The organism is Mycolicibacter sinensis (assembly GCF_001667375.1).
Taxonomy (GTDB): Bacteria; Actinomycetota; Actinomycetes; order Mycobacteriales; family Mycobacteriaceae; genus Mycobacterium; species Mycobacterium sinense_A.
The window spans coordinates 12,981-35,303 of sequence record NZ_LZIN01000071.1; the positions used below are offsets into that span (position 1 = coordinate 12,981).

Annotated in this window: 21 protein-coding genes; 12 read left to right on the forward strand and 9 right to left on the reverse strand. The window is 68.8% G+C overall.

The window, feature by feature from the left end; translation table 11 throughout:
• The gene (locus A5771_RS13530; protein ID WP_064855736.1) at positions 1 to 1,266 is read right to left on the reverse strand and encodes an aspartate kinase; all 1,266 of its coding nucleotides are present in this window, start codon (positions 1,264 to 1,266) and stop codon (positions 1 to 3) included.
• A gap of 239 nt (positions 1,267 to 1,505) precedes the next feature.
• Here A5771_RS13530 and leuA point away from each other — a divergent pair, with 239 nt between their 5' ends.
• Positions 1,506 to 3,359: a 2-isopropylmalate synthase gene (gene leuA, locus A5771_RS13535; protein WP_234783049.1), complete on the forward strand. Its 1,854-nt coding sequence runs from the start codon at positions 1,506 to 1,508 to the stop codon at positions 3,357 to 3,359.
• A 205-nt stretch (positions 3,360 to 3,564) separates the two neighbouring features.
• Here leuA and A5771_RS13540 read toward each other — a convergent pair whose 3' ends face one another.
• Positions 3,565 to 4,554: a DEDDh family exonuclease gene (locus tag A5771_RS13540; RefSeq protein ID WP_064855738.1), complete on the reverse strand. Its 990-nt coding sequence runs from the start codon at positions 4,552 to 4,554 to the stop codon at positions 3,565 to 3,567.
• A 130-nt stretch (positions 4,555 to 4,684) separates the two neighbouring features.
• Between A5771_RS13540 and A5771_RS13545 the strand changes: the two genes are divergently transcribed.
• The 6 genes from A5771_RS13545 (at position 4,685) to A5771_RS13570 (ending at position 10,524) form a co-directional block, all read left to right on the forward strand.
• The gene (locus tag A5771_RS13545) at positions 4,685 to 5,908 is read left to right on the forward strand and encodes a Mur ligase family protein (protein WP_064855739.1); all 1,224 of its coding nucleotides are present in this window, start codon (positions 4,685 to 4,687) and stop codon (positions 5,906 to 5,908) included.
• The gene (locus tag A5771_RS13550) at positions 5,905 to 6,612 is read left to right on the forward strand and encodes a type 1 glutamine amidotransferase (protein WP_064855740.1); all 708 of its coding nucleotides are present in this window, start codon (positions 5,905 to 5,907) and stop codon (positions 6,610 to 6,612) included. The genes A5771_RS13545 and A5771_RS13550 overlap by 4 nt, the downstream gene beginning before the upstream one ends.
• Positions 6,613 to 6,626: 14 nt before the next feature.
• Entirely contained in the window at positions 6,627 to 7,892 is a 1,266-nt protein-coding gene (locus A5771_RS13555; protein ID WP_064855741.1) for a PucR family transcriptional regulator, read from the forward strand.
• Between the two features lie 63 nt (positions 7,893 to 7,955).
• Positions 7,956 to 9,179 (forward strand): alkane 1-monooxygenase, encoded by a 1,224-nt coding sequence (locus A5771_RS13560; RefSeq protein WP_064855742.1) that lies wholly within the window; start codon positions 7,956 to 7,958, stop codon positions 9,177 to 9,179.
• On the forward strand, positions 9,179 to 9,361 hold the full coding sequence (locus tag A5771_RS13565; protein WP_064855743.1) for a rubredoxin: 183 nt from the start codon (positions 9,179 to 9,181) through the stop codon (positions 9,359 to 9,361). Before A5771_RS13560 ends, A5771_RS13565 begins: the two co-directional genes overlap by 1 nt.
• Positions 9,358 to 10,524: an NAD(P)/FAD-dependent oxidoreductase gene (locus A5771_RS13570; protein WP_082947219.1), complete on the forward strand. Its 1,167-nt coding sequence runs from the start codon at positions 9,358 to 9,360 to the stop codon at positions 10,522 to 10,524. Before A5771_RS13565 ends, A5771_RS13570 begins: the two co-directional genes overlap by 4 nt.
• Positions 10,525 to 10,528: 4 nt before the next feature.
• Here A5771_RS13570 and A5771_RS13575 read toward each other — a convergent pair whose 3' ends face one another.
• The 3 genes from A5771_RS13575 to A5771_RS13585 all read right to left on the reverse strand — a co-directional run bounded on the left by A5771_RS13575 (position 10,529) and on the right by A5771_RS13585 (position 12,448).
• Positions 10,529 to 11,377: a hypothetical protein gene (locus A5771_RS13575; RefSeq protein WP_064855744.1), complete on the reverse strand. Its 849-nt coding sequence runs from the start codon at positions 11,375 to 11,377 to the stop codon at positions 10,529 to 10,531.
• A gap of 123 nt (positions 11,378 to 11,500) precedes the next feature.
• A complete protein-coding gene (gene recR, locus A5771_RS13580; RefSeq protein ID WP_064855745.1) occupies positions 11,501 to 12,112 on the reverse strand; it encodes a recombination mediator RecR in 612 nt (203 codons plus the stop codon).
• Positions 12,113 to 12,448 carry a YbaB/EbfC family nucleoid-associated protein gene (locus A5771_RS13585; RefSeq protein ID WP_082947220.1) on the reverse strand — a complete coding sequence of 112 codons (336 nt, stop codon included), beginning with the start codon at positions 12,446 to 12,448 and terminating at the stop codon, positions 12,113 to 12,115.
• A gap of 116 nt (positions 12,449 to 12,564) precedes the next feature.
• On the opposite strand from A5771_RS13585, the gene A5771_RS13590 reads away from it, so the two are divergent.
• From A5771_RS13590 to A5771_RS13605, 4 genes are all read left to right on the forward strand, one after another.
• A complete protein-coding gene (locus tag A5771_RS13590; protein ID WP_064855747.1) occupies positions 12,565 to 13,338 on the forward strand; it encodes an Rv3717 family N-acetylmuramoyl-L-alanine amidase in 774 nt (257 codons plus the stop codon).
• Positions 13,339 to 13,389: 51 nt separating this feature from the next.
• Positions 13,390 to 14,769, forward strand: coding sequence for an FAD-binding oxidoreductase (locus tag A5771_RS13595; protein WP_064855806.1), 1,380 nt, complete (start codon positions 13,390 to 13,392; stop codon positions 14,767 to 14,769).
• Complete coding sequence (locus A5771_RS13600; protein WP_064855748.1) at positions 14,766 to 16,061, forward strand: class I SAM-dependent methyltransferase; 1,296 nt, start codon at positions 14,766 to 14,768, stop codon at positions 16,059 to 16,061. The genes A5771_RS13595 and A5771_RS13600 overlap by 4 nt, the downstream gene beginning before the upstream one ends.
• Before the next feature lie 93 nt (positions 16,062 to 16,154).
• A complete protein-coding gene (locus tag A5771_RS13605) occupies positions 16,155 to 16,793 on the forward strand; it encodes a TetR/AcrR family transcriptional regulator (RefSeq protein ID WP_064855749.1) in 639 nt (212 codons plus the stop codon).
• On the opposite strand, the gene A5771_RS13610 is transcribed toward A5771_RS13605, so the two are convergent.
• On the reverse strand, positions 16,790 to 17,587 hold the full coding sequence (locus tag A5771_RS13610) for an enoyl-CoA hydratase/isomerase family protein (protein ID WP_064855750.1): 798 nt from the start codon (positions 17,585 to 17,587) through the stop codon (positions 16,790 to 16,792). The genes A5771_RS13605 and A5771_RS13610 overlap by 4 nt on opposite strands.
• 111 nt (positions 17,588 to 17,698) lie before the next feature.
• Here A5771_RS13610 and A5771_RS13615 point away from each other — a divergent pair, with 111 nt between their 5' ends.
• The gene (locus A5771_RS13615; RefSeq protein WP_064855751.1) at positions 17,699 to 18,439 is read left to right on the forward strand and encodes an SDR family NAD(P)-dependent oxidoreductase; all 741 of its coding nucleotides are present in this window, start codon (positions 17,699 to 17,701) and stop codon (positions 18,437 to 18,439) included.
• A gap of 4 nt (positions 18,440 to 18,443) precedes the next feature.
• Here the strand turns inward: A5771_RS13615 and A5771_RS13620 are convergent, their stop codons facing one another.
• Genes A5771_RS13620 through A5771_RS13630 form a run of 3 tightly spaced genes read right to left on the reverse strand, consistent with a single transcriptional unit; the run spans position 18,444 to position 22,162 of the window.
• Positions 18,444 to 19,658 (reverse strand): FAD-dependent oxidoreductase, encoded by a 1,215-nt coding sequence (locus A5771_RS13620; protein WP_082947221.1) that lies wholly within the window; start codon positions 19,656 to 19,658, stop codon positions 18,444 to 18,446.
• Positions 19,658 to 21,514, reverse strand: a complete 1,857-nt coding sequence (locus A5771_RS13625; protein WP_064855752.1) for a DNA polymerase III subunits gamma/tau — start codon at positions 21,512 to 21,514, stop codon at positions 19,658 to 19,660. Before A5771_RS13625 ends, A5771_RS13620 begins: the two co-directional genes overlap by 1 nt.
• A gap of 54 nt (positions 21,515 to 21,568) precedes the next feature.
• Positions 21,569 to 22,162 (reverse strand): CHAP domain-containing protein, encoded by a 594-nt coding sequence (locus A5771_RS13630; RefSeq protein WP_064855753.1) that lies wholly within the window; start codon positions 22,160 to 22,162, stop codon positions 21,569 to 21,571.
• Between the last annotated feature and the right edge of the window lie 161 nt (positions 22,163 to 22,323).

Consider the following 22,323-nt stretch of genomic DNA (forward strand, 5'->3'; position numbering starts at 1 on the left):
TCAGCGCCCCGTCCCGGCGTACACCGTCGCCTGCTCGTCGCCGCCGAGGCCGAACGCCTCATGCAGCGAGACCACGGCCTTGTCCAGGTCCGATTCGGCCACCAGCACCGAGATCCGGATCTCCGAGGTGGAGATCAGGTCGATGTTGACGCCGTTGTCGGCCAGCGTCTCGCAGAAGGTGGCCGTGACGCCCGGGTGGCTGCGCATCCCGGCACCGATCAGCGACACCTTGCCGACATGGTCGTCGTAGAGCACCTCGGTGAAGCCGATCTCGGTCTTGCGGGACTCCAGCATCGCCACCGCGCCGGGCCCGCTGTCACGCGGGCAGGTGAAGGTGATGTCGGTCTTGCCGCCCTCGACCTTGGAGACGTTCTGCAAAACCATGTCGATGTTGATGTCGGCGTCGGCAACGGCACGGAAGATCTTCGCCGCGTAGCCGGGCAGGTCGGGGATGCCGACCACGGTCACCTTGGCTTCGCTCTTGTCGTGGGCAACTCCGGTCAGGAGGGCGTCTTCCATGGGGATGTCCTTGATCGATCCGGAAACGATGGTGCCGGGCTTGTCCGAGTAGGAGGACCGGACGTGAATAGGCAGGTGGTAGCGGCGGGCGTACTCCACGCAGCGCAGCATCAGCACCTTGGCGCCGCACGCGGCCAGTTCGAGCATCTCCTCGAAGGTGACCTTGTCCAGCTTCTGGGCGTTGGGCACGATGCGCGGGTCGGCGCTGAAGATGCCGTCGACGTCGGTGTAGATCTCGCAGACGTCGGCGTTGAGCGCGGCGGCCAACGCCACCGCGGTGGTGTCCGAACCGCCGCGGCCCAACGTGGTGACGTCTTTGGTGTCCTGGCTGACGCCCTGGAAGCCGGCGACCATCACCACCTGGTTCTCCCCGAGCGCGGCCTGCAGCCGACCCGGGGTGACATCGATGATCTTGGCCTTGCCGTGCACGCCGGTGGTGATCACCCCGGCCTGCGAGCCGGTGAACGAGCGGGCCTGGCAGCCCAGCTCCTCGACGGCCATCGCCACCAGGGCGTTGGAGATCCGCTCGCCGGCGGTGAGCAACATGTCCAGCTCTCGGGCCGGTGGGGACGAGCAGACCTGCTGGGCCAGCTCCAGCAGGTCATCGGTGGTGTCGCCCATCGCCGAACAGACCACGACGACGTCGTCGCCGACGTTCTTAGTCTCGACGATGCGCTCGGCGACGCGGCGGACCCGGTCGGCGTCGGCCACCGACGATCCGCCGTATTTCTGCACGACGAGCGCCACGGCTGTCCCTTCTACGTCCACGGGGTTTTGGGCCGACAATCAGGATACGGGGTCGGCCTCGCCGCGCTCACGCCAGCAGGATGGCGGCTTCACTACCGGCGCGGCTTCGCCCGACCATAGTCTGCCGTTTTCACGTGGCGCCTTTGCCGCGCTAAACTGGCCGACGTGCAGCGGGTGCTCCTTCTCGGACGCCGCGACGGGGTCTGATCCAGACCGGCCTCCCGTCGCGGGTGTTCGCGATGCGCCGGTCTTCAGGTCCCTCTGACAATCCCGGAGCAATCACCGTGACTACTTTCTCCAGCGCCGACTCCTTCACTTCGGGGCGCCCCATCACCAAGCCCGCCGGCCCGCCCAGCCCCGGCCAGCCCCCGTGGAATCAGCAGCGCGGTTCGGCGATGCCGGTGCAGCGCTACCGCAGCTTCGCCGAAGAAGTCGAGTCCGTCACCCTCAAAGACCGCACCTGGCCTGACACCGTCATCGACAAGGCACCGCTGTGGTGCGCGGTGGACCTGCGCGACGGCAACCAGGCGCTGATCGACCCCATGAGCCCGGCCCGCAAACGCCGCATGTTCGACCTGCTGGTGGCCATGGGCTACAAGGAGATCGAGGTCGGCTTCCCGTCGGCCAGCCAGACCGACTTCGACTTCGTCCGCGCGATCATCGAGTCCGGCGCGATTCCGGACGACGTCACCATCCAGGTGCTGACCCAGTGCCGCGACGAGCTGATCGAGCGCACCTTCGACGCGTGCGACGGCGCCAAGAACGTGATCGTGCACTTCTACAACTCCACCTCGGTTCTGCAGCGCCGGGTGGTGTTCAAAGCCGACCGGGCCGCGGTGCTGCAGATCGCCGTCCACGGGGCACGCAAATGCCTGGAGGAACAGGCCAAGCATCCGGGCACCCGGTGGCGCTACGAGTACTCCCCGGAGTCCTACACCGGCACCGAGCTGGAGTACGCCAAGGAGGTCTGCGACGCCGTCGGCGACGTGATCGAGCCGACTCCGGACAACCCGATCATCTTCAACCTGCCGGCCACCGTGGAGATGGCCACCCCGAACGTTTACGCCGACTCGATCGAGTGGATGCACCGCAACCTGAAGCGGCGCGACTCCGTCATCCTGAGCTTGCACCCGCACAATGACCGCGGAACTGCCGTCGCCGCAGCCGAATTGGGTTACCAGGCCGGGGCGGACCGGATCGAGGGCTGCCTGTTCGGCAACGGCGAACGCACCGGCAACGTCTGCCTGGTGACGCTCGGGCTCAACCTGTTCTCCCGTGGGGTGGACCCGCAGATCGACTTCTCCAACATCGACGAGATCCGCCGCACCGTGGAGTACTGCAACCAGCTCAACGTTCCCGAGCGCCACCCCTACGGCGGCGACCTGGTTTATACGGCGTTCTCCGGCAGCCACCAGGACGCCATCAACAAGGGCCTGGACCAGATGAAGGTCGACGCGGATGCCGCCGACTCCGACGTCGACGACATGCTCTGGCAGGTCCCGTACCTGCCGATCGACCCGCGCGATGTGGGCCGCACGTATGAGGCGGTGATCCGGGTCAACTCGCAGTCCGGCAAGGGCGGCGTGGCCTACGTGATGAAGACCGACCACGGGCTGGTGCTGCCGAGGCGGCTGCAGATCGAATTCTCCAAGGTGATCCAGCACCTGACCGACGGCGAAGGCGGCGAGGTCACCCCGAAGGAGATGTGGGACGCGTTCGCCGACGAGTACCTGAATCCGGTGCGGCCGCTGGAGCGGGTGCGGCAGCGGGTGATCGCCGCCGAGACCGACGACGGCACCGACCGCATCGAGGCCACGGTCTTGGTCGACGGGGTGGAGACCGAGATCGCCGGCGCCGGCAACGGCCCGCTGGCCGCGTTCGTCGACGCGCTGGCCCAGGTCGACGTGGATGTGCGCGTGCTGGACTACTCCGAGCACGCGATGAGCGCCGGCGAGGAAGCTCAGGCCGCGGCGTATGTGGAGGCATCCATCGGCGACAACTCCGTGTGGGGCGTCGGGATCGCGTCGTCGATCACCACGGCGTCGCTGCGCGCGGTGGTCTCCGCGGTGAACCGGGCGGCCCGGCTGGGCTGAGTCCCGCGGATAACTCCGGCCCATCAGCAACGCGCTCGGCCGGCATGGGAGTGTTGCCGCCTTTGAGCGACAACCGACGTTATGTCAGTTCAGAGGCGAACGGGCGGTCGACCTAACGCACGTTGTCGCTCAAAGGCGGGCACAAGCGATGCCCCTTCCCGCCCGTGACAGATGGGGCGCCGGTGCCCCAAGAAACGGAGTGCGCTCAGAACAGCGAGATCTGCTCGCCGGCCAGCCCGGCGTCGGCGAACTGCTCGATGCCGGTGCCGTCGACCACCCGGTCGACGCACGCCATGAAGTGCTCGTCGGTGACGGTCGGCACGCCGAGTTCCCGCGCCTGGTAGCCCTTGCCCTGCTCAGGGCGGTCGTTGTTGCAGATCACCAGTGAGGTAGTGGTGTCGACGACGTCACTGTAGGCCAGCCCGGCGTGCAGGATGCGTTCGACGAGTTCCTCGTGGGTGCGCCTGCACTCCGCCGCCAGCGCGACCCGCATGCCCTGCACCAGCGGGCGCCCCCGCACGTAGCGGCCGGGATTGAGGTAGGCGCACGGCATCCGCGACGCCAGGGCTTTCAGCGGCCGCAGCTCTTCGTGGGTGATCCGGCCGTTGGGCCACCGGCGGCGGGTGACCGGCCGCACAGGCAGCCAGACGTCCCGTTCCCGGGCCCGCTGCAGCGCCGGCTCCAGCACCCCGGCCAGCACCCGGGCGTCGTCGAGCGCGTCGTGGGCGCGGGTCTGGACGATGCCCCAGTGCGCGGCGAGGCTTTGCAGACGCAGGTTGGCCAGGCCCAGATCCAGGCGCCGAACCAATTCCAGCGTGCACATCACCGAGTCGACGGGCAGTTCGGCGCCGGCCATCTCGGCTTCGACGGCCAGGAAGGTGTAATCGAACGCCACGTTATGCGCCACCAGGGTGCGTCCGGCCAGCAACTCGGCGACCTCGTCGAAGACGTCGGCGAACCGCGGCTGGCCCGCCAGCATCTCGGCGGTGAGCCCGTGCACGTGCGTGGGGCCGGGGTCAGTGCCCGGGTCGACCAGGCTGGAGACCGATCGCTCGATCCGGCCGTCGGCGTCGAGTGCCAGGGCGGCGACGCTGAGCACGCGTGCCTGCCCGGGCCGAAACCCCGACGTCTCGACGTCGACGACGACCCAGCCGTCGCCGGGATCGCGGGCCGGGCGCCCCCACAGCGCACTCATGCCATGAGAATGGCACGCCGGGGTGACGTAACCGGGTCGCCGCCCAGCCGTGTCGCCGACTTAAGTCCCTGAGGGCGACCTACTGCGCCCGGCGCGAGCGCCGCGCTTGCGATCGCCCTAAACTCACGCAGTGATCACCGCCCGTGGACGCCTGGCCCTGGCCGTCGGCGCGAGCGCCCGATGGGCGTCGCGGATCACCGGCCGCGGCGCTGGTGCGATGATCGGCGGCCTGGTCGCGATGACACTCGACCGCTCGATCCTGCGTCAGCTGGGCACCGGCCGGCGCACCGTCGTCGTCACCGGCACCAACGGCAAGTCGACCACCACCCGCATGATCGCGGCCGCGCTGCGTGACCTGGGCCCGGTGGCCACCAACGCCGAAGGCGCCAACATGGACGCCGGGCTGGTGGCGGCGCTGGCCGCCGACCGCACCGCACAGCGCGCGGCGCTTGAGGTCGACGAGATGCACGTGCCGCATGTGGCCGATGCGGTCTCGCCGGCGGTGGTCGTGCTGCTCAATCTGTCTCGCGACCAGCTGGACCGGGTCGGTGAGATCAACGCCGTGGAACGCGCCCTGCGCACCGGGCTGGCCCGGCATCCGCAGACGGTGGTCATCGCCAACTGCGACGACGTGCTGATGACGTCGGCCGCCTACGACTCCCTTAACGTGGTGTGGGTCGCCGCGGGCGGCGGCTGGGCCGGTGACTCGGTCAGTTGCCCCCGCAGCGGCGAGGTGATCGTCCGCCGCGACGAGCACTGGCGCTCGACCGGATGCGACTTCGCCCGGCCCACCCCGCAGTGGTGGTTCGACGACGACTCGCTGTACGGGCCCGCCGGGCTGGTGCTGCCGATGCGGCTGTCCCTTCCCGGAAACGTCAACCGCGGCAACGCCGCCCAGGCCGTCGCCGCGGCCGTCGCGCTCGGCGCCGACCCGGTCAAAGCGGTGGCCGCCGTGGGCGCCCTCGACGAGGTGGCCGGGCGCTACCGCAGCGTGCAGGTCGGCGAGCACACGGTCCGGATGCTGCTGGCCAAGAATCCGGCCGGCTGGCAGGAGGCGCTGTCGATGGTCGATCACCAGGCCGCCGGGGTGGTGATCGCCGTCAACGGCCAAGTCCCCGACGGCGAGGATCTGTCCTGGCTGTGGGATGTGCGCTTCGAGCACTTCGAGGGTGTTCCGGTGGTGGCCGCCGGGGAGCGCGGCACCGACCTGGCGGTGCGGCTCGGCTACGCCGGTGTGTCACACACCCTGGTACACGACACCTGCGCGGCCATCGCGTCCTGCCCGCCCGGCCGGGTGGAGGTGGTCGCCAACTACACCGCGTTTCTGGCACTGCAGCGGAGGCTTTCGTTATGACGGTGCGGATCGGGCTGGTGTTGCCCGATGTGATGGGCACCTACGGCGACAGCGGCAACGCGGTGGTGCTGCGGCAACGACTGGCGTTGCGGGGCATCGCCGCCGAAATCGTCGAGATCACCCTGGCCGACCCGGTGCCGGAGTCGCTCGACCTCTACACCCTGGGCGGCGCCGAGGACTACGCGCAGCGGTTGGCCACCCGGCACCTGATCCGGTATCCGGGATTGCAGCGTGCCGCCGAGCGCGGGGCGCCGGTGCTGGCGATCTGCGCGGCCATCCAGGTGCTCGGGCACTGGTATGAGACCTCCGCCGGAGAACGCGTCGACGGGGTGGGGCTGCTCGACGTCACCACCGCACCGCAGGAGACCCGGACCATCGGCGAAGTGGTCGGCACCCCGCTGCTGGCCGGGCTGACGCAGCCGCTGACCGGCTTCGAGAACCACCGCGGTGGCACCGTGCTGGGTCCGGCCGCTTCGCCGTTGAGCCGGGTGACCAAGGGCGCCGGGAACCGGGCCGGCGACGGGCACGACGGCGCGGTGCAGGGCAGCGTCGTCGCCACCTATCTGCACGGGCCGTGCCTGGCCCGTAACCCGGAACTGGCTGACCTGCTGCTGTCGAAGGTGGTCGGCGACCTGGCGCCGCTGGAGCTTCCCGAAGTGGAGATGCTGCGCGCCGAAAGACTGAGCGCGCCGCGGCGCGCCTGACTACGTTTGCGACCATGAGCGATCCGAGCACCGTTGCCGACGCGGCGATCGGAATCTCCCAGCGGCTCTACGATCGCCTGGCCGATACCACCGCAGTCATCGAGGCACTGGTGGCCAAGGAGTCGCCGGATCTGACCGCGGACTCGTCGCTGCTCCAGCTGCTGCGCGAAACCGTGACGGCGAACGTCGAAACCTACTTCTCGGCCATCCGGCACAACATCCCGGTGGCCGATGTCGCCGCACCGCCTGTCGCTTTGGAGCACGCCCGCCGGCTGGCGCAGCGCGGGGTGCCGGTGAACGCGTTGGTACGGGGCTACCGGCTGGGCCACTCGATGGCGCTGCGGGTGGTGCTGGAGGAGATCCGTTCCGCCGACCTGGATCCCGATCTACGGCTGGATGTGCTCGGGGAGATGTCGACACTGATGTTCGGCTACATCGACGAGATGTCGCAACAGGTGTCGGCCGTCTACCAGACCGAGCGCGAACGCTGGCTGGAGAGCCGAAATGCGGTGCGCGCATTACGAGTCCGAGAGATTCTGGCCGGGGACAGCTTGGATGTCGACGCCATGACGGCCGCGATCCGCTATCCGCTGCGGCGAACCCACGTCGCGCTCGTCGTGTGGTATCCCGAGTCCGGCGGCGACAAGCTCGCTGCCGCCGAAGGTTTCATCAAGCAACTCGCCGAATCGGTTGCCGGACACGGCGCGCCGCTGTTCATCCCGGCTGACAGCGCCACCGGGTGGGCCTGGATCCCGTTGGCGTCGAACGCCGGTGCCGACGCGATGGCACAGATCCGTTCCTGCGCGCAGGCCGGTGAGCCCTGGGTGGCGATCGGTAATCCGCTGGCCGGAGTGCAGGGCTTCCGCCGGTCGCATCAGCAGGCGCTGGCCACCCACACCCTGGCGGTAGCCTCCGGCTCGGTCCGGGTCAGCGCGGCAAGCGATCCGGGACTGTCGGCCGCGGCGCTGCTCGGCGGTGACAACGTGGCCGCCGCACGAGCCTGGGTCGGTGAAACACTCGGCCCGCTGGCTTGCGCTACCGACGGCGACGAGCGGCTGCGCGACACGCTGCGGGTGTTCCTGCGGACCGGTTCCAGCTTCAAGGCGGCCGGCGAGCAGTTGCACTTCCACGTCAACACGGTGAAGTACCGCGTCCAGCGCGCGATCGAACGTCGCGGCCGCCCGATCACCGATGACCGGCTCGACGTGGAGATCGCGCTGCTGCTGTGTCAGTGGTACGGCGCCGCCGTGTTGTCCCCCTTGTCTCCCCAAGACGAATAACCGGCCGATTTCCGGTTCCGCGGGACGAGCGGTGAGCGGGCGCCGATACCTAACGTCGGCGACATGACTACCGAACTGAGTGACAAGCCAAAAATCTGGCACGACAAGAAACGACACCTGTGGCTGTTGGGTCTGTTCGTGCCCACCATGATGTTCCTGGTGCTGCCGCTGACGTGGGCGATGAACCAGGCCGGCTGGCAGACCGCGGCGCAGCTGCCGCTGTACATCGGGCCGATCCTGCTCTACGTGATCCTGCCGGTGCTGGACCTGTGGGTCGGGGCCGACGGGCAGAACCCGCCGGATGAGGTGATGTCCGCCCTGGAGAACGACAAGTACTACCGGTACGCCACCTACGCCTACATTCCCTTCCAGTACGCCAGCGCCATCCTGGGCGCCTACCTGTTCACCGCCTCGGACCTGGCCTGGCTCGGCTTCGACGGGTCGCTGGGCTGGCTGGGCAAGATCGGTGTGGCGATGTCGGCGGCCACGGTGGCCGGGGTGGGTATCAACACCGCCCACGAGTTGGGCCACAAGCGCGACTCGCTGGAGCGGTGGCTCTCCAAGATCACCTTGGCGCAAGTCTGCTATGGACACTTCTACGTCGAGCACAACCGCGGCCACCACGTGCGGGTGGCCACCCCGGAGGACCCGGCGTCGGCCCGGTTCGGCGAGACGTTCTGGGAGTTCCTGCCGCGCAGCACCTGGGGTGGCATCCGTTCGGCATGGGAGCTGGAGGCGGCGCGGATCCGTCGTACCGGCAAGAACCCCTGGAACCCGCGCACCTGGTGGGGCAACGACGTGGTCAACGCGCTGGCGATGTCGGTGCTGTTCTGGAGCGTGATGGTCGCGGTGTTCGGTGTCGCCTTGATCCCGTACCTGCTGATCAACGCTTTGTACGGCTCGTCGCTGCTGGAGTCGGTGAACTACCTGGAGCACTACGGGCTGGTGCGCCAGAAACAGGCCGGCGGCCGCTACGAGCGCTGCACCCCGCAGCACAGCTGGAACTCCGACCACCTGGTGACCAACTTGTTCCTCTACCACCTGCAGCGGCACAGCGACCACCACGCCAACCCGACCCGGCGCTACCAGACGCTGCGCAGCTTCGACGACTCGCCGAACCTGCCGGCCGGATATGGAGCGCTCATAGGGGTGACCTACTTCCCGCCGGTGTGGCGCAGGCTGATGGACCACCGGGTGCTGGAGCACTACGCCGGTGACATCACCCGGGCCAACATCCAGCCGCGGGTGCGGGCGAAGGTCCTGGCGCGGTACGGGGCGGTGGCCTGATGAACGACTACAAACTGTTCCGGTGCCTGCAGTGCGGCTTCGAGTACGACGAGGCGCTGGGCTGGCCGGAGGACGGCATCGCGCCCGGCACGCGTTGGGCCGACATCCCCGAGGACTGGAGCTGCCCGGACTGCGGCGCGGCGAAAGCCGACTTCGAGATGGTGGAGGTGGTTCGGCCGTGAGCGGGGTCGTCATCGTCGGGGCCGGACTGGCGGCGGTCCGCGTGTCAGAACAGTTGCGCCGCAACGGTTATGACGGTTCGATCACCATCGTCGGCGCCGAGGCCCATCCGCCCTACGACCGCCCGCCGCTGTCCAAGGGCATGCTGCGCGGCGAGGTCAAGGATGTGGCTTTGAAGTCGATGACGTTCTACGAGGACAACCAGATCTTGTTGCGGCTCGGTGTCGCCGCCCTGGGCGTCGACGTCTCGGGCCACACCGTGACGCTGGCCGACGGGCAGGCGCTGCGCTACGACCAGCTGGTGATCGCCACCGGCCTGCTGCCGCGGCGCATTCCGTCGCTGGGCGAGCTGGACGGCATCTGTGTGCTGCGGTCGTTGGACGACTGCGTGATGCTTCGGAAGCGGGCCGCGGGCGCCCGGCGCGCCGTGGTGATCGGGGCGGGCTTCATCGGCTGTGAGGTCTCGGCCAGCCTGCGCGGCTCGGGGGTGGAGGTGGTGCTGGTGGAACCCCAGCCCACCCCGCTGGCCTCCGTGCTCGGCGAGCAGCTGGGCGCACTGCTCACCCGGCTGCACCGCGCCGAGGGCGTCGACGTGCGCACCGGCGCGCAAGTGGTGTCGGTCTCCGGGCGCGACGGCGCGGAGTCGGTGACGTTGTCGGACGGCTCGGTGATCCCGACCGATCTGGTGGTCGTCGGGATCGGGTCGCGGCCTGCCTGTGACTGGCTGGCCGGCAGCGATGTCGCGGTCGACGACGGTGTGGTCTGCGATTCCGTCGGCCGTACCAGCGCCCCGGACGTCTGGGCGATCGGCGACGTGGCGAGTTGGGGCGCACAGCGCCGCGTCGAGCACTGGAGCAACGTTGCCGAGCAGGCGCGCAGCCTGGTGTCGGCGATGCTGGGATCGGCGGCCCCGGCCCCGGGCGTGCCGTACTTCTGGAGCGACCAGTACGACCTCAAGATCCAGTGCCTGGGCCACCCGCGGGCCGGCGACACCGTGCACCTGGTCGAGGACTTCGACGTTCAGGCCCGCCGGTTCCTGGCCTACTACGAGCGCGACGGTGTGCTGGCCGCCGTGGTGGGCGCGGGCGTCCCGGAGCAGATTCGCACGGCTCGCGGCAAGATCGCCGCCGGGGCGCCGATTTCCGAAGTGCTGCAACCGGTTTAAAGCTTTAAGGTCGCCAGCCGCGGGATCGCAGCGCCTCGGTGACGCGCGCGACGACGTCTTGGGCGTCGTCCTCGTTGATCACCCGGATGTTGATCCAGCCCAAGCGCTCGATCCGGTGCTGACGCTTGTGATCCCTGACGTATTGCGGGCGATCGGTCTGGTGGTGTTCCCCGTCGTACTCGGCGGAGACCCGATATTCCTCCCAGCCCATATCCAGCCAGGCGAACGGCCAATACCCCCGCTCGATCACCGGGATCTGGGTGGTCGGGGTGGGCAGGCCGGGGTCGACGAGCCGCAGCCGCAGCCGGGACTCCCGGGGTGAGGCGGCGCCGGTGTCCACCAGCGGAAGCGCCACCCGCAGCCGTCGTAAACCGCGTGCGCCTTTGTGATGCTTGGCGATCAGCAGCACATCCTCGGCGCTGAACGGGGTGGCCCTGCCCAGCGCGTCCAGTCGAGGTACCGCGGCGACTCTGGGCAGGTGGCGGCCCAGGTCGTAGGCGGTGCGGGCGGGTGTGGTGACCGGGATGCCGGCGCCTGTGGTGATTTCGTCTGCGGCGAGGGTTTCGTCGCGGGCGATAATGCCTTCCGGTGGGCGGGTAATCGGCCAGACCATCTCGATCGAGATATCACGGTCGACCCACTGGGCGCCATGCAAAGCCGAGGCTGCTACGCCCGCGATCACCCCTTTGCGCCCAGAACGCAGCCACGCCCCCTCGATCCGATCGCGCAGGGTGAGCTGATGGCCAACTGGGACGTAGACGTCGCGGAAGATTGCCCGATGCCAGCGGCGCAGCTCGTATTCGGTGAGGAGCCCCTGCGCCAGCGCTTCGCTGCCGATAAAGACGTTGCGCATGCGCGGAGCGTGCCACCAGGGGCCGACATCCCCGCGAGCCTGTCGTTAGCGCGAAAAAGTGCGAGTAGCGAGCACGGTAACTACAGGCTCGCGGGGGAAGGGGGTAGGCGCGCGGGGAAAAACCTAGGCCATGGCGCGGCGGCCGGTGAACGCCCGGCCCAGCGTCAGCTCGTCGGCGAACTCCAGGTCACCGCCCATCGGCAGCCCGGACGCCAACCGCGTCACCGAAAGACCGGGGATGTCGCGCAGCATCCGCACCAGGTAGGTGGCGGTCGCCTCGCCTTCGGTATTGGGGTCGGTGGCGATGATGACCTCGTTGACGTCGACCCCGTCGACCCGCTCCCCCACCCGATTCAGCAACTCACGCACTCGCAGCTGCTCCGGCCCGATCCCGCTCAAAGGATCCAGCGCGCCGCCGAGCACGTGATAGCGGCCGTGAAACTCGCGGGTGCGCTCGATGGCGGCGACGTCCTTGGGTTCTTCGACGACACAGATCTGGGCGAGATCCCGGCGCGGGTCCCCGCAGATCCGGCAGCGCACCGCGTCCGAGACGTTGCCGCACACCTCGCAGAACCGCACCCCGTCGCGCACCTTCGTCAACACGGAAGTGAGCCGATCGATCTCTGACGGCTCCACCGAGAGCAGATGAAACGCGATCCGCTGGGCACTCTTGGGGCCGATACCCGGCAGCTTGCCCAGCTCATCGATGAGGTCCTGGACCGGACCTTCAAACACCTAGGCCCCCGGCATGCCGAGCGCGTTGCCCATGCCGCCGGCCAGCGGGGAGAGCCGCTCCTGGGCCAGGGTCTGGGCTTTCTTCGACGCATCGGCGAGCGCGCCGACGATCAGGTCCTGCAGCGTTTCCAAGTCAGAGGGGTCCACGACCTTCGGGTCGATCTGCACGGCCAGCACCTCACCGCTGCCGTTGGAGGTGACCTTGACCAGGCCGCCGCCGGCTTCGCCGTGCACCTCGGTGACGGCCAGCTCCTGCTGCGCCTGCAGCAGTCGCTGCTGCATCTGCTGAGCCTGGGCCAGCAACGCCGACATGTCGGGCGGGCCTCCTGGTTGCATGACGTTCCCCTTGCGTTGTTGTGCGCGGTCTCGACTTGGTTGCGGCTTGGTATCAGCTCCAAGACCCGGCGCGTGTGAAACACCCAGCGTAGTCGGCCCCGGCCTACCTTGGCGGCGTGCGCGTACCAGTTCTCTCCCGTGTCGGCGTCGCGATCGCCACCGGCCTGGTGGTGGCCGCGGCGATACCGAACGCCCCGTTGTCCTCGGCGGCGCCGGGCAATATCGCCGGCATGATCGTCTTCCTCGACCCCGGGCACAGCGGCACCGCCGATCCCGCCGCCATCGGCCGCCAGGTGACCAACGGCCGGGGCGGCACCAAGAACTGCCAGACCAGCGGCACCACCACCAACTCCGGCTACCCCGAGCACAGCTTCGCCTGGGACACCACGCTGCGAATCCGCCACGCCCTCAACGCGGCGGGAGTGCGCACCGCGATGTCCCGCGGCGACGACAACGGGCCGGGGCCGTGCGTCGACGAGCGCGCCGCCATGGCCAACTCCCTGCACCCGAATGCGATCGTGTCCATCCACGCCGACGGCGGACCGTCCGCCGGTCGCGGGTTCCACGTCAACTACTCCGCGCCGCCGCTCAACCCGGCGCAGGAAGGCCCCGCGGTCCGGTTCGCCCAGGTGATGCGCGGCCAGTTGCAGGCCGCGGGCATTCCGCCGGCCACCTATATCGGCACCGACGGCTTGAAGGGTCGCGCCGACCTGGCCGGGCTGAACCTGGCCGAATACCCGTCGATCCTGGTTGAGCTGGGCAACATGAAGAACCCGGCCGACGCGGCCCTGATGGAAAGCCCGGCGGGCCGGCAACGCTACGCCGACGCCGTCGCCCGCGGCATCGCGGGTTACCTGAGCAGCCAGGCGGTGCCCCAACCGGCCCAATAGGCCTGGCGAGTCGGCTGCAGAGCAGGAGATCCGCCGCTACCGTAGGAGGTGATGTCCGTCCGGCCCCCTGACGCACCGATATCCCACACGCGCGGGGTGCAACGTCTGCTGGACAGCTACCGGGCGATTCCCGCCTCGGCCTCGGTCCGGCTGGCCAAACCCACCTCGAATCTGTTCCGGGCGCGCACCAAACGCGATGCGCCGGGTCTGGACACCTCGGGTCTGACGAGTGTCATCGGCGTCGACCTGCAGAACCGCACCGCCGACGTCGCGGGCATGTGCACCTACGAGGACCTGGTCGCCGCCACTTTGCCGTACGGGTTCGCGCCGCTGGTGGTTCCGCAGCTCAAGACGATCACCGTCGGCGGCGCGGTGTCCGGTCTGGGCATCGAGTCGACGTCGTTCCGCAACGGGCTGCCGCATGAATCGGTGCTGGAGATGGACGTGCTCACCGGCGCCGGCGAGCTGCTGACGGTGTCGCGGGACCAGCACGAAGACCTGTTCCGGGCGTTTCCGAATTCCTATGGCACGCTGGGCTATTCGACACGGCTGCGGATCGAGTTGGAGGCGGTCAAACCGTTCGTGGCGCTGCGGCACATCCGGTTCGACTCCCTGGATGAGCTGGTCGCCACCATGGACCGGATCATCGACACCGGTGGCTTCGACGGGGTCGCGGTGGACTACCTCGACGGGGTGGTGTTCTCCCCCGCCGAGAGCTACCTGTGTGTCGGAATCGAGACCGATACCCCCGGCCCGGTCAGCGACTACACCGGCCAGCAGATCTATTACCGCTCCATCCAGCACCCGCAGGGGATCAAAGACGACCGGCTGACCATTCACGACTACCTGTGGCGCTGGGACACCGACTGGTTCTGGTGCTCGCGGGCTTTCGGGGCGCAGCACCCCTCGGTGCGGCGCTGGTGGCCGCGCCGCTACCGGCGCAGCAGTTTCTACTGGAAGCTGATCTCCTACGACCAGCGGTTCGCTATTGCCGATCGGATCGAGAAACGCCACGACCGGCCGCCGCGCGAACGCGTGGTGCAGGACATCGAGGTCCCGCTGAAGCGCTGCGGGGAGTTCCTGGACTGGTTTTTTGCTCACGTGCCGATCGAGCCGGTGTGGCTGTGCCCGCTGCGGCTGCGCGCCGACGAGGACTGGCCGCTGTACCCGATGCGGCCCAACCGCACCTACGTCAACGTCGGGTTCTGGTCCTCGGTCCCGGCCGGCGCCACCGAAGGGGCCACCAATCGGCTGATCGAGGCGAAGGTGAGCGAACTCGAGGGCCACAAGTCGCTGTACTCCGACTCCTACTACACCCCCGCGGAGTTTGACGAGCTCTACGGTGGTGAAACCTATCGGTCTGTCAAACGGGCCTACGACCCCGACTCGCGGCTGCTGGACCTCTACGACAAGGCGGTACGACGACGATGACCACGTACAAGGAGCAGACCCGCACCGGCCGGCTGAGCCTGGCCGAGGTGCTGGAGACCCTGGCCACCGACGGTCACCTGCCGTTGCGTTTCACCGCCTACGACGGCAGCAGCGCCGGCCCCGACGACGCCCCCATGGGCTTGGACCTGCTCACCCCGCGCGGCACCACCTATCTGGCCACCGCGCCGGGTGATCTGGGTATGGCGCGCGCGTATGTCGCCGGGGACCTCGAAGCGCACGGCGTGCATCCCGGCGATCCGTACCTCCTGCTCAAGGCGCTGGCCGACGAACTGCACTTCAAGCGACCCCCGGCGCGGGTGCTGGCCAACATCGTCCGCTCGATCGGGATCGAGCACCTGGTGCCGATCGCGCCGCCGCCGCAGGAGGCCCTCCCGCGATGGCGGCGCGTGGCAGAAGGCCTGCGGCACAGCAAAACCCGGGACGCCGACGCCATCCACCACCACTACGACGTCTCCAACGCCTTCTACGAGTGGGTGCTCGGGCCGTCGATGACCTACACCTGCGCGGTCTACCCCACCCCGGACGCGACACTGGAGCAGGCCCAGGAGAACAAGTACCGGTTGGTCTTCGACAAACTGCGGCTGAGCCCCGGCGACCTGCTGCTCGATGTGGGGTGCGGCTGGGGCGGCATGGTGCGCTACGCCGCGCGCCACGGCGTGCGCGCCATCGGTGCGACGCTCTCGGCCGAGCAGGCCCGCTGGGCGCAGCGCGCGATCGCCGAGGACGGGCTCAGCGATCTGGCCGAGGTACGCCACTGCGACTACCGCGACGTCGGCGAGTCCGAGTTCGACGCGGTCTCCTCGATCGGGATGACCGAGCACATCGGCGTCGCCAATTACCCGGCGTACTTCGGTTTCCTCAGGTCCAAGCTGCGCACCGGTGGTCTGCTGCTCAACCACTGCATCACCCGGCGCGACAACACCGCCAATCCGACCGCGGGCGACTTCATCGACCGCTACGTGTTCCCCGACGGTGAGCTGGCCGGGTCGGGCCGGATCATCAGCGAGATCCAGGACGCGGGTATGGAGGTGTTGCACACCGAGAACATCCGGCACCACTACGAGCTGACGCTGCGGGACTGGTGCGCCAATCTGGTGGCGCACTGGGACGAGGCGGTCGCCGAGGTCGGCCTGGCCACCGCGAAGGTCTGGGGCCTTTACATGGCCGGTTCGCGGCTGGGCTTCGAACACAACGCGATTCAGCTGCATCACGTGCTGGCATGCAATGGCGACGACGATCGTTTATCGCTGCGCCCGTGGTGGCGGCCCTAGATTCGTCCGAACGGTCGAATAGCCGAACCCTCAGCCGGACTTGGCTAGGATGGGGTGTCGCTTAGACATCCATGTCCAGTGCCGAGGGGACCGATGGCCGAACGTGCCAAGAACCAGCGCCCGAACGGGACCGCCGGTTCGGATCGTGTTGCCCGGCGCCGGGACCGCCGCAAGGCGGAGATCGTCCGGACCGCGACGCTGCTCCTGGCCGAATCGGGTTATCAGGGAATGAATCTCGATGCCGTCGCCGAGCAGACCGATATCGCCAAGGCCACGCTGTATCACTACTTTCCGTCCAAGGACGTCCTGGTCGCCGCGGCCCTGGAGGCCACGACTCAGGAGGTGCTGGCCCGATTGACCGCCCGCGAGGCACAGCTCGGCACGGTCAGCGCCCGTGATCATCTGGCGGCGCTGATCGACGAACAGATCCGGATACTCACCGAAACCGCTCCGGAGGTGGCCGCGGTGTTCGCCTGGCCGCGCGGGTGGCCCGCCACTTTCGACGACGACATGAAGGACATGCGCCGACGCCACGACGCGGTGTTCCGCCGGGTGGTCGAGAAAGGTGTGGCGGCCGGTGAATTCAGTTGTCCCAATATCGATGTCGCTTTGCAATGCCTGCACGGGATATTGAACCAGTCGTCGGTATGGCTACGGCCCGGCGCCCGCGCGGATGATCGGGCCAAGATGCGCGCCGCAGTCGTCGACCGTGCGCTGCGGGTGTTCGACTAGACGGTGGGGCCGAAGTTGGGTGGACGCTTCTCCCGAAGGGCGGTGTAGCCCTCGACGACGTCCGGCCCCAGGAAGGTCAGCATCTCGTAGGCGGCCGATTGATCGAAGATCGGCCCGGCGTTGCGCAGCCAGTTGTTGAGCGAGCGTTTGGTGAGCCGGATCGCCTGCTGTGCACCGGTTGCCAGCACCTCGGCAACACGCAAAGCCTCGGGCAGCACGTCCTCGCGGGGAAGCGCCTTGGCCGCCAAGCCGATTCGTTCGGCTTCGGTTCCGGTGATCATCTCACCGGTGAGCAGGTAGTAGCGCGCCTTGGCCATTCCCGCCAGCAACGGCCAGATGATCGCGGCGTGATCACCGGCGGCCACCCCCAACTTGACGTGGCCGTCGCCGATGCGTGCGTCCTCGGCGACGATCGCCACGTCGGCGAGCAGGGCGACCACCGCGCCGGCGCCGACGGCGACACCGTTGATGGCCGACACGATCGGCTTGTCGCAGTTGATCATGTTGTAGACCAGATCGCTCATCTCGGTGAGCATGTGCGAGACGCGGTCGTAGTCACCGGCCATCCGCTCCACCATGGCGAGGTCGCCGCCGGCGCTGAAGGCCTTGCCCGCACCGGTGATCACCGCGACGCGGACGTCCGGGTCCGCGGCGACGTCGCGCCAGATCCGGGCCAACTCGGCGTGCATGCCCTCGTCGGCGGCGTTGTACTTCTCCGGCCGATCGATGGTGATGAGGAGGACGCCGTGGTCGCGACGGCTCAGGGTCAGCTGCTCATAGTCGGTGAAGGCCATCAACCGAAACTACGGTTATTCGACCGCCCGAGTCAATATTCGACCATATGGTTGGTTTTCTGTCACGCAGGGACGATAGTGGGGGGATATCCCGCGTCCTAGGAGGTCAACATGTGTTTCGAGAACAAGACCGTGGTGGTGACCGGCGCGGCCTCAGGGATCGGCCGGGCGATCGCGACGGGATTCGGCAGCCGCGGGGCGGCCGTCGTCGCCGTCGACCGGGACGCGCCGGGCTTGACCGAGACCGTGCAGCGGATCGGCGCGGCGGCCAGCGCCCACGTCGTCGATCTGGCGGATCCGGCGGCGATCGCCGGGTTGCGCGACGAGGCGGTGGCCGCCTACGGGCCGCCGGACATCATCGTCAACGCCGCCGGTTTCGACCGCGTCGAACCGTTCATGTCCAATGACGCCGCGTTGTGGGAGGCCCTGGTCGCGGTGAACTTTCTCGGACCGGTCCGGCTCACGCACGCGTTTCTGGAGCCGATACTGGCGCACGAACGCACCGCGAAGGTCGTCAACATCGCCAGCGACGCCGGACGCGTCGGCAGCCTGGGCGAGACGGTCTATGCCGGCACCAAGGGCGGCCTGATCGCCTTCACCAAGTCGCTGGCCCGGGAACTGGCGCGCCACCAGATCAACGTCAACTGCGTGTGCCCCGGTCCCACCGACACGCCGCTGTTCGCATCGCTTCCCGACAAGGTGCGCGACGGGCTGATTCGGGCCATCCCGTTTCGCCGGCTCGCGACCCCCGACCAGATCGCCGACGCGGTGCTGTTCTTCGCCTCCGAGTACTCCGACTACATCACCGGCCAGGTCCTCAGCGTCAGCGGCGGCCTGACCATGGCCGGCTGAGCAGTCAGCCGCGCCGCGCGAACGACGGCGCCCGTTCCGGGCGGACCCCGACGCCGACCAGGTAGGCCGGGATGGCCGAGAGCCAGGGAAGTCTGGCGAGAACCGTTCCGAAAGCCGCCGGCGGGCTGAGGTTTTTGCCGCGCAGGATCACGTTCAGCCCCCGGTGCAGCACCCGCTGAACCGACTGGGTGACGACGGTGGGCAGCGCTCGGCGCCGTTGCACGGCAGCCAGATCGCGCTGGGTGACGCGCCCATGCCGCAGCGGCTCGGCCAGGATGGTGGCGGCGGCCACCGCGTCCTGCACCGCCAGGTTGATGCCGACACCGCCGACCGGAGACATGGCGTGTGCGGCGTCGCCGATGCACAGCAATCCGTCGACATGCCAGTGCTTGCGCAGCCGATTCACCTTCACGTCAAGGTGTTTGACGTCGTCCATCGTCGCCAGCGCTGACACGTCCGCCTCCGGGATGAGTTCGACGACGTCACGCCGAAACGCTTCGATACCGCGCTCCCGCAGTGCCGCCGCCTCGTCTTTGCGTGCCAGGTAAGCGACCTGGAAATAGCCCCGACGCGGAATCATGAGCGCGCCGCGGCCCGACCCGAGGCGCGGCATCAAGGTGGGTTCTGCGGCGTCCTCGTTCGGCAGCCGGAACCACCACACGTCGAAGTTCACCGGAAATTCGCGTGCGGTCAAACCGGCTTCGTGCCGGGCGATCGACCACCGGCCGTCGCAGGCCACCGTCAGCCCGGCACGCAGTTCGCCAGGGCCGTCAGGGCCCTGGTAGCGCACGCCGACCACCCGACCGTTCTCGTGCAGCAGCCCGGTGACCTCGGTTTGCATCCGCAGGGTGAAAGTCGGTTCCGTCTGGGCGGATTCGGCGAGTAGGTTGAGCAGATCCCACTGCGGCACCATGGCGATATAGGGGTGCGGCTGGCGCCGTAGCCGCCCGAAGTCCACCACCGTGACGCCCTGCCCGGCCACGTCGAGGACAACCTGGTGGATCTCGCTGTAGGCCAAGCCGGAAAAGCGTTCCCACAATCCGAGCTCGTCAAGCAGCCGCAGCGTGGTGGGATGCACTGTGTCGCCGCGGAAGTCGCGCAGGAAGTCGCCATGCTTCTCCAGCAACGTCACCTCGACGCCGGCGCGGGCCAGCAGCAGCGCGAGCACCATGCCGGCGGGGCCGCCGCCGATGACGGCGCAACCGGTGGACTCCGTCATCAATGGCCACCGATGCGGCGCGCACCCAGCTCGCTTTGCAGCAGCTCCAGGGCCGCCTCTTCGGGGTCACGGCGCGGCGCCGGGTCGGAGCGCTCGGCATCCGCCTCGGCGAGCATGGCCTCTTCGTCGGCTGCCCGCTCCGCCTCCGCGGTGACGGGTGCGGGCGCGGCGGGCGACGCGGTTTCTGGTGGCGCGGCCCCGGCTTCGCAGCGCACCCGCCAGTTCACCCCGAGGGCGTCCTTGAGCGCCTCGACGATGACGTCGGCGTTGCGCTGTTCGCAGAGCCGCTTGGCCAGTGGAGCCGACTCGTGGGTGAGCACCAGGGTGTTGCCGTCCACGGCGCGCACGGTGGCGCCGGCCAGCATCACCTCGGTGGTGCGGCTGCGCTGACGAACCTTGTCGCGCACTGTGGTCCACATCGCGCGCACGGCGGCCGCGTCGGGTTCTCCCGGGGTCACCGCGGCCGGTGGTGGCGGTGGCGGTGCAGGTTCGGGTGGCGGCGCGGGATCGGGTTCCGGGGCGGCCGCGGGTTCCGGGGCGGCCGCGGGTTCGGGCTCCGGCGTGGGGTCGGCCGCCGGCGCCGGCGCGGGCGCAGGGGCCGGCTCGGGAGCCTGCGAACGGCGGGTGAACTGCTTGGCCGAGGGCGACGAGCCGGCGCTCGGCTGGGCGACTGCACCCGGGATCGACATGTCCAGCCGGCTCTCGATGCGCTCGATCCGCTGCAGCAGCGCGGCTTCGGTGTCGGCGGCCGACGGCAGCAGCAGCCGGGCGCAGACCACCTCCAACAGCAGCCGCGGGGCCGTCGCGCCGCGCATCTCCCCCAGCCCGGCGTGCACCACCTCGGCGTAGCGGGCCAAGGTGGCCGACCCGAGCCGGGCGGCCTGCTCCTGCATCCGTTCCAGGATGTCTTCGGGGGCGTCGACCACGCCTTTGGCCACCGCGTCGGGAACCGCTTGCAGCACGATCAGGTCGCGGAATCGCTCCAGCAGATCGATGGCGAACCGGCGCGGGTCATGGCCGGCATCGACTACCGCCTCCACGGCCCCGAACAGCGAGGCGGCGTCCCCGGCCGCCAGTGCGTCGACCGCGTCGTCGATCAGGGCGACGTCGGTGGCGCCCAACAGGCCCAGCGCCCGCTGGTAGTGGACGTGGCTGATGTCGGAGTCGTCCTTCTGCGACCCGGCCAGCAACTGGTCGAGCACCGAGAGGGTGTCGCGGGGCGAGCCGCCGCCGGCGCGGATCACCAGCGGGTACACCGCGTCGTCGACGACGACGCGCTCCTGCTCGCAGATCCGCTCGATCAGCTCACGCATGGTCCGCGGCGCCAGCAGCCGGAACGGGTAGTGGTGGGTGCGCGAGCGGATGGTCGGCAGCACCTTCTCGGGTTCGGTGGTGGCGAACACGAAGATCAGGTGGTCGGGCGGCTCCTCGACGATCTTGAGCAGCGCGTTGAATCCCGCGGTGGTCACCATGTGCGCTTCGTCGATGATGAAGATCCGGTACCGCGACTGGGCCGGCGCGTAAAACGCCCGGTCCCGCAGATCCCGGGTGTCGTCGACACCGCCGTGGCTGGCGGCATCGAGTTCGACGACGTCGATGCTGCCCGCACCGTTGGGCGCCAGTGCCACGCAGGAGTCGCAGGTCCCGCACGGCGTGGGCGTGGGCCCCTCGGCACAGTTCAGCGAGCGGGCCAGGATGCGCGCCGACGACGTCTTGCCGCAGCCCCGCGGCCCGGAGAACAGGTAGGCGTGGTTGATCCGGCCCGCCGACAACGCGGTGCACAGCGGTTCGGTGACGTGCTCCTGCCCCACCACTTCGGCGAACGTTGCCGGCCGGTATTTGCGGTAGAGCGCCACGCCAGCAGGGTACTTGCTCGGGCCGACGGCGGTGCAGGCCCGCCGGACTGCGCGCTACAGCTTCGGGCGCAGATAGCCCAGGGTGTTGTAGGCGGGGTTGAAGTCGCGCCAGTTCAACGTCACGAACAACCGGCCGCCGGAGTTCTGGTCGGCCGTCTCGTACCGGAACGGGAAGCCGGTTCGATCGACGGCGGTGACGACCGCGGCATGCCCGTGTTCGCTGACGAATCCACCCGGGCCATAGACCACGATGTCCCCGACCTGCGGCTGATTCACTCCGCCGTCGAACGGGATCTGGTCGAAGTAGTGCCCCAGGCCGTTGGTGGGGAAGTGTTCGTAGAGGTCGAAGGCGTTGCCGCTGGGGTCGGTATTGCGCCAGGGGAAGCCCAGCGCCTCGATGTAGTGCTGGATAAGCGGATAGCACTGACCGTCGCCGTACATCACCGGATTGCCCAGTGCGGCATCGGCGGCGTCGCGCCGGTAGACGTCGAGTGCCTCGGTCATCTTGGGCGGCAACACATCGGCCTGGGCCTGCACCGGAGAGGGGCCGGGCGCCGGACCCGGCACTGCATACGCCGCTGGCGGCTGGCCCAGCACGACGAAGCTTATGGCCAGTGCGCAGGCCCCGGCACCGTTCAGGATTGCCATTGCTTCGCCCCCGGCTCGAATTGCAGTTGGCTCATCGACGCAACCTCCCCAATCTAGGTCAGCCCCACCGGCGGCGAGGACATACAACTGCCCGCGCCGTCGCCAAACGTGTAATGGTTGCGAAAATCCGGTTCGTTGGATTTTCGCAATGAGTACACGTT

Bases quoted from the DNA above. Each gene is read 5' to 3' on its own strand.
- A5771_RS13600 (WP_064855748.1), top strand. From the start codon at position 14,766: ATGACCACGTACAAGGAGCAGACCCGCACCGGCCGGCTGAGCCTGGCC.
- leuA (WP_234783049.1), top strand. From the start codon at position 1,506: ATGCGCCGGTCTTCAGGTCCCTCTGACAATCCCGGAGCAATCACCGTG.
- A5771_RS13605 (WP_064855749.1), top strand. From the start codon at position 16,155: ATGGCCGAACGTGCCAAGAACCAGCGCCCGAACGGGACCGCCGGTTCG.
- A5771_RS13620 (WP_082947221.1), bottom strand. From the start codon at position 19,658: ATGACGGAGTCCACCGGTTGCGCCGTCATCGGCGGCGGCCCCGCCGGC.
- A5771_RS13550 (WP_064855740.1), top strand. From the start codon at position 5,905: ATGACGGTGCGGATCGGGCTGGTGTTGCCCGATGTGATGGGCACCTAC.
- A5771_RS13615 (WP_064855751.1), top strand. From the start codon at position 17,699: ATGTGTTTCGAGAACAAGACCGTGGTGGTGACCGGCGCGGCCTCAGGG.
- A5771_RS13585 (WP_082947220.1), bottom strand. From the start codon at position 12,448: ATGCAACCAGGAGGCCCGCCCGACATGTCGGCGTTGCTGGCCCAGGCT.
- A5771_RS13595 (WP_064855806.1), top strand. From the start codon at position 13,390: ATGTCCGTCCGGCCCCCTGACGCACCGATATCCCACACGCGCGGGGTG.
- A5771_RS13560 (WP_064855742.1), top strand. From the start codon at position 7,956: ATGACTACCGAACTGAGTGACAAGCCAAAAATCTGGCACGACAAGAAA.
- A5771_RS13555 (WP_064855741.1), top strand. From the start codon at position 6,627: ATGAGCGATCCGAGCACCGTTGCCGACGCGGCGATCGGAATCTCCCAG.
- A5771_RS13630 (WP_064855753.1), bottom strand. From the start codon at position 22,162: ATGGCAATCCTGAACGGTGCCGGGGCCTGCGCACTGGCCATAAGCTTC.
- A5771_RS13575 (WP_064855744.1), bottom strand. From the start codon at position 11,377: ATGCGCAACGTCTTTATCGGCAGCGAAGCGCTGGCGCAGGGGCTCCTC.
- A5771_RS13565 (WP_064855743.1), top strand. From the start codon at position 9,179: ATGAACGACTACAAACTGTTCCGGTGCCTGCAGTGCGGCTTCGAGTAC.
- A5771_RS13610 (WP_064855750.1), bottom strand. From the start codon at position 17,587: ATGGCCTTCACCGACTATGAGCAGCTGACCCTGAGCCGTCGCGACCAC.
- A5771_RS13540 (WP_064855738.1), bottom strand. From the start codon at position 4,554: ATGAGTGCGCTGTGGGGGCGCCCGGCCCGCGATCCCGGCGACGGCTGG.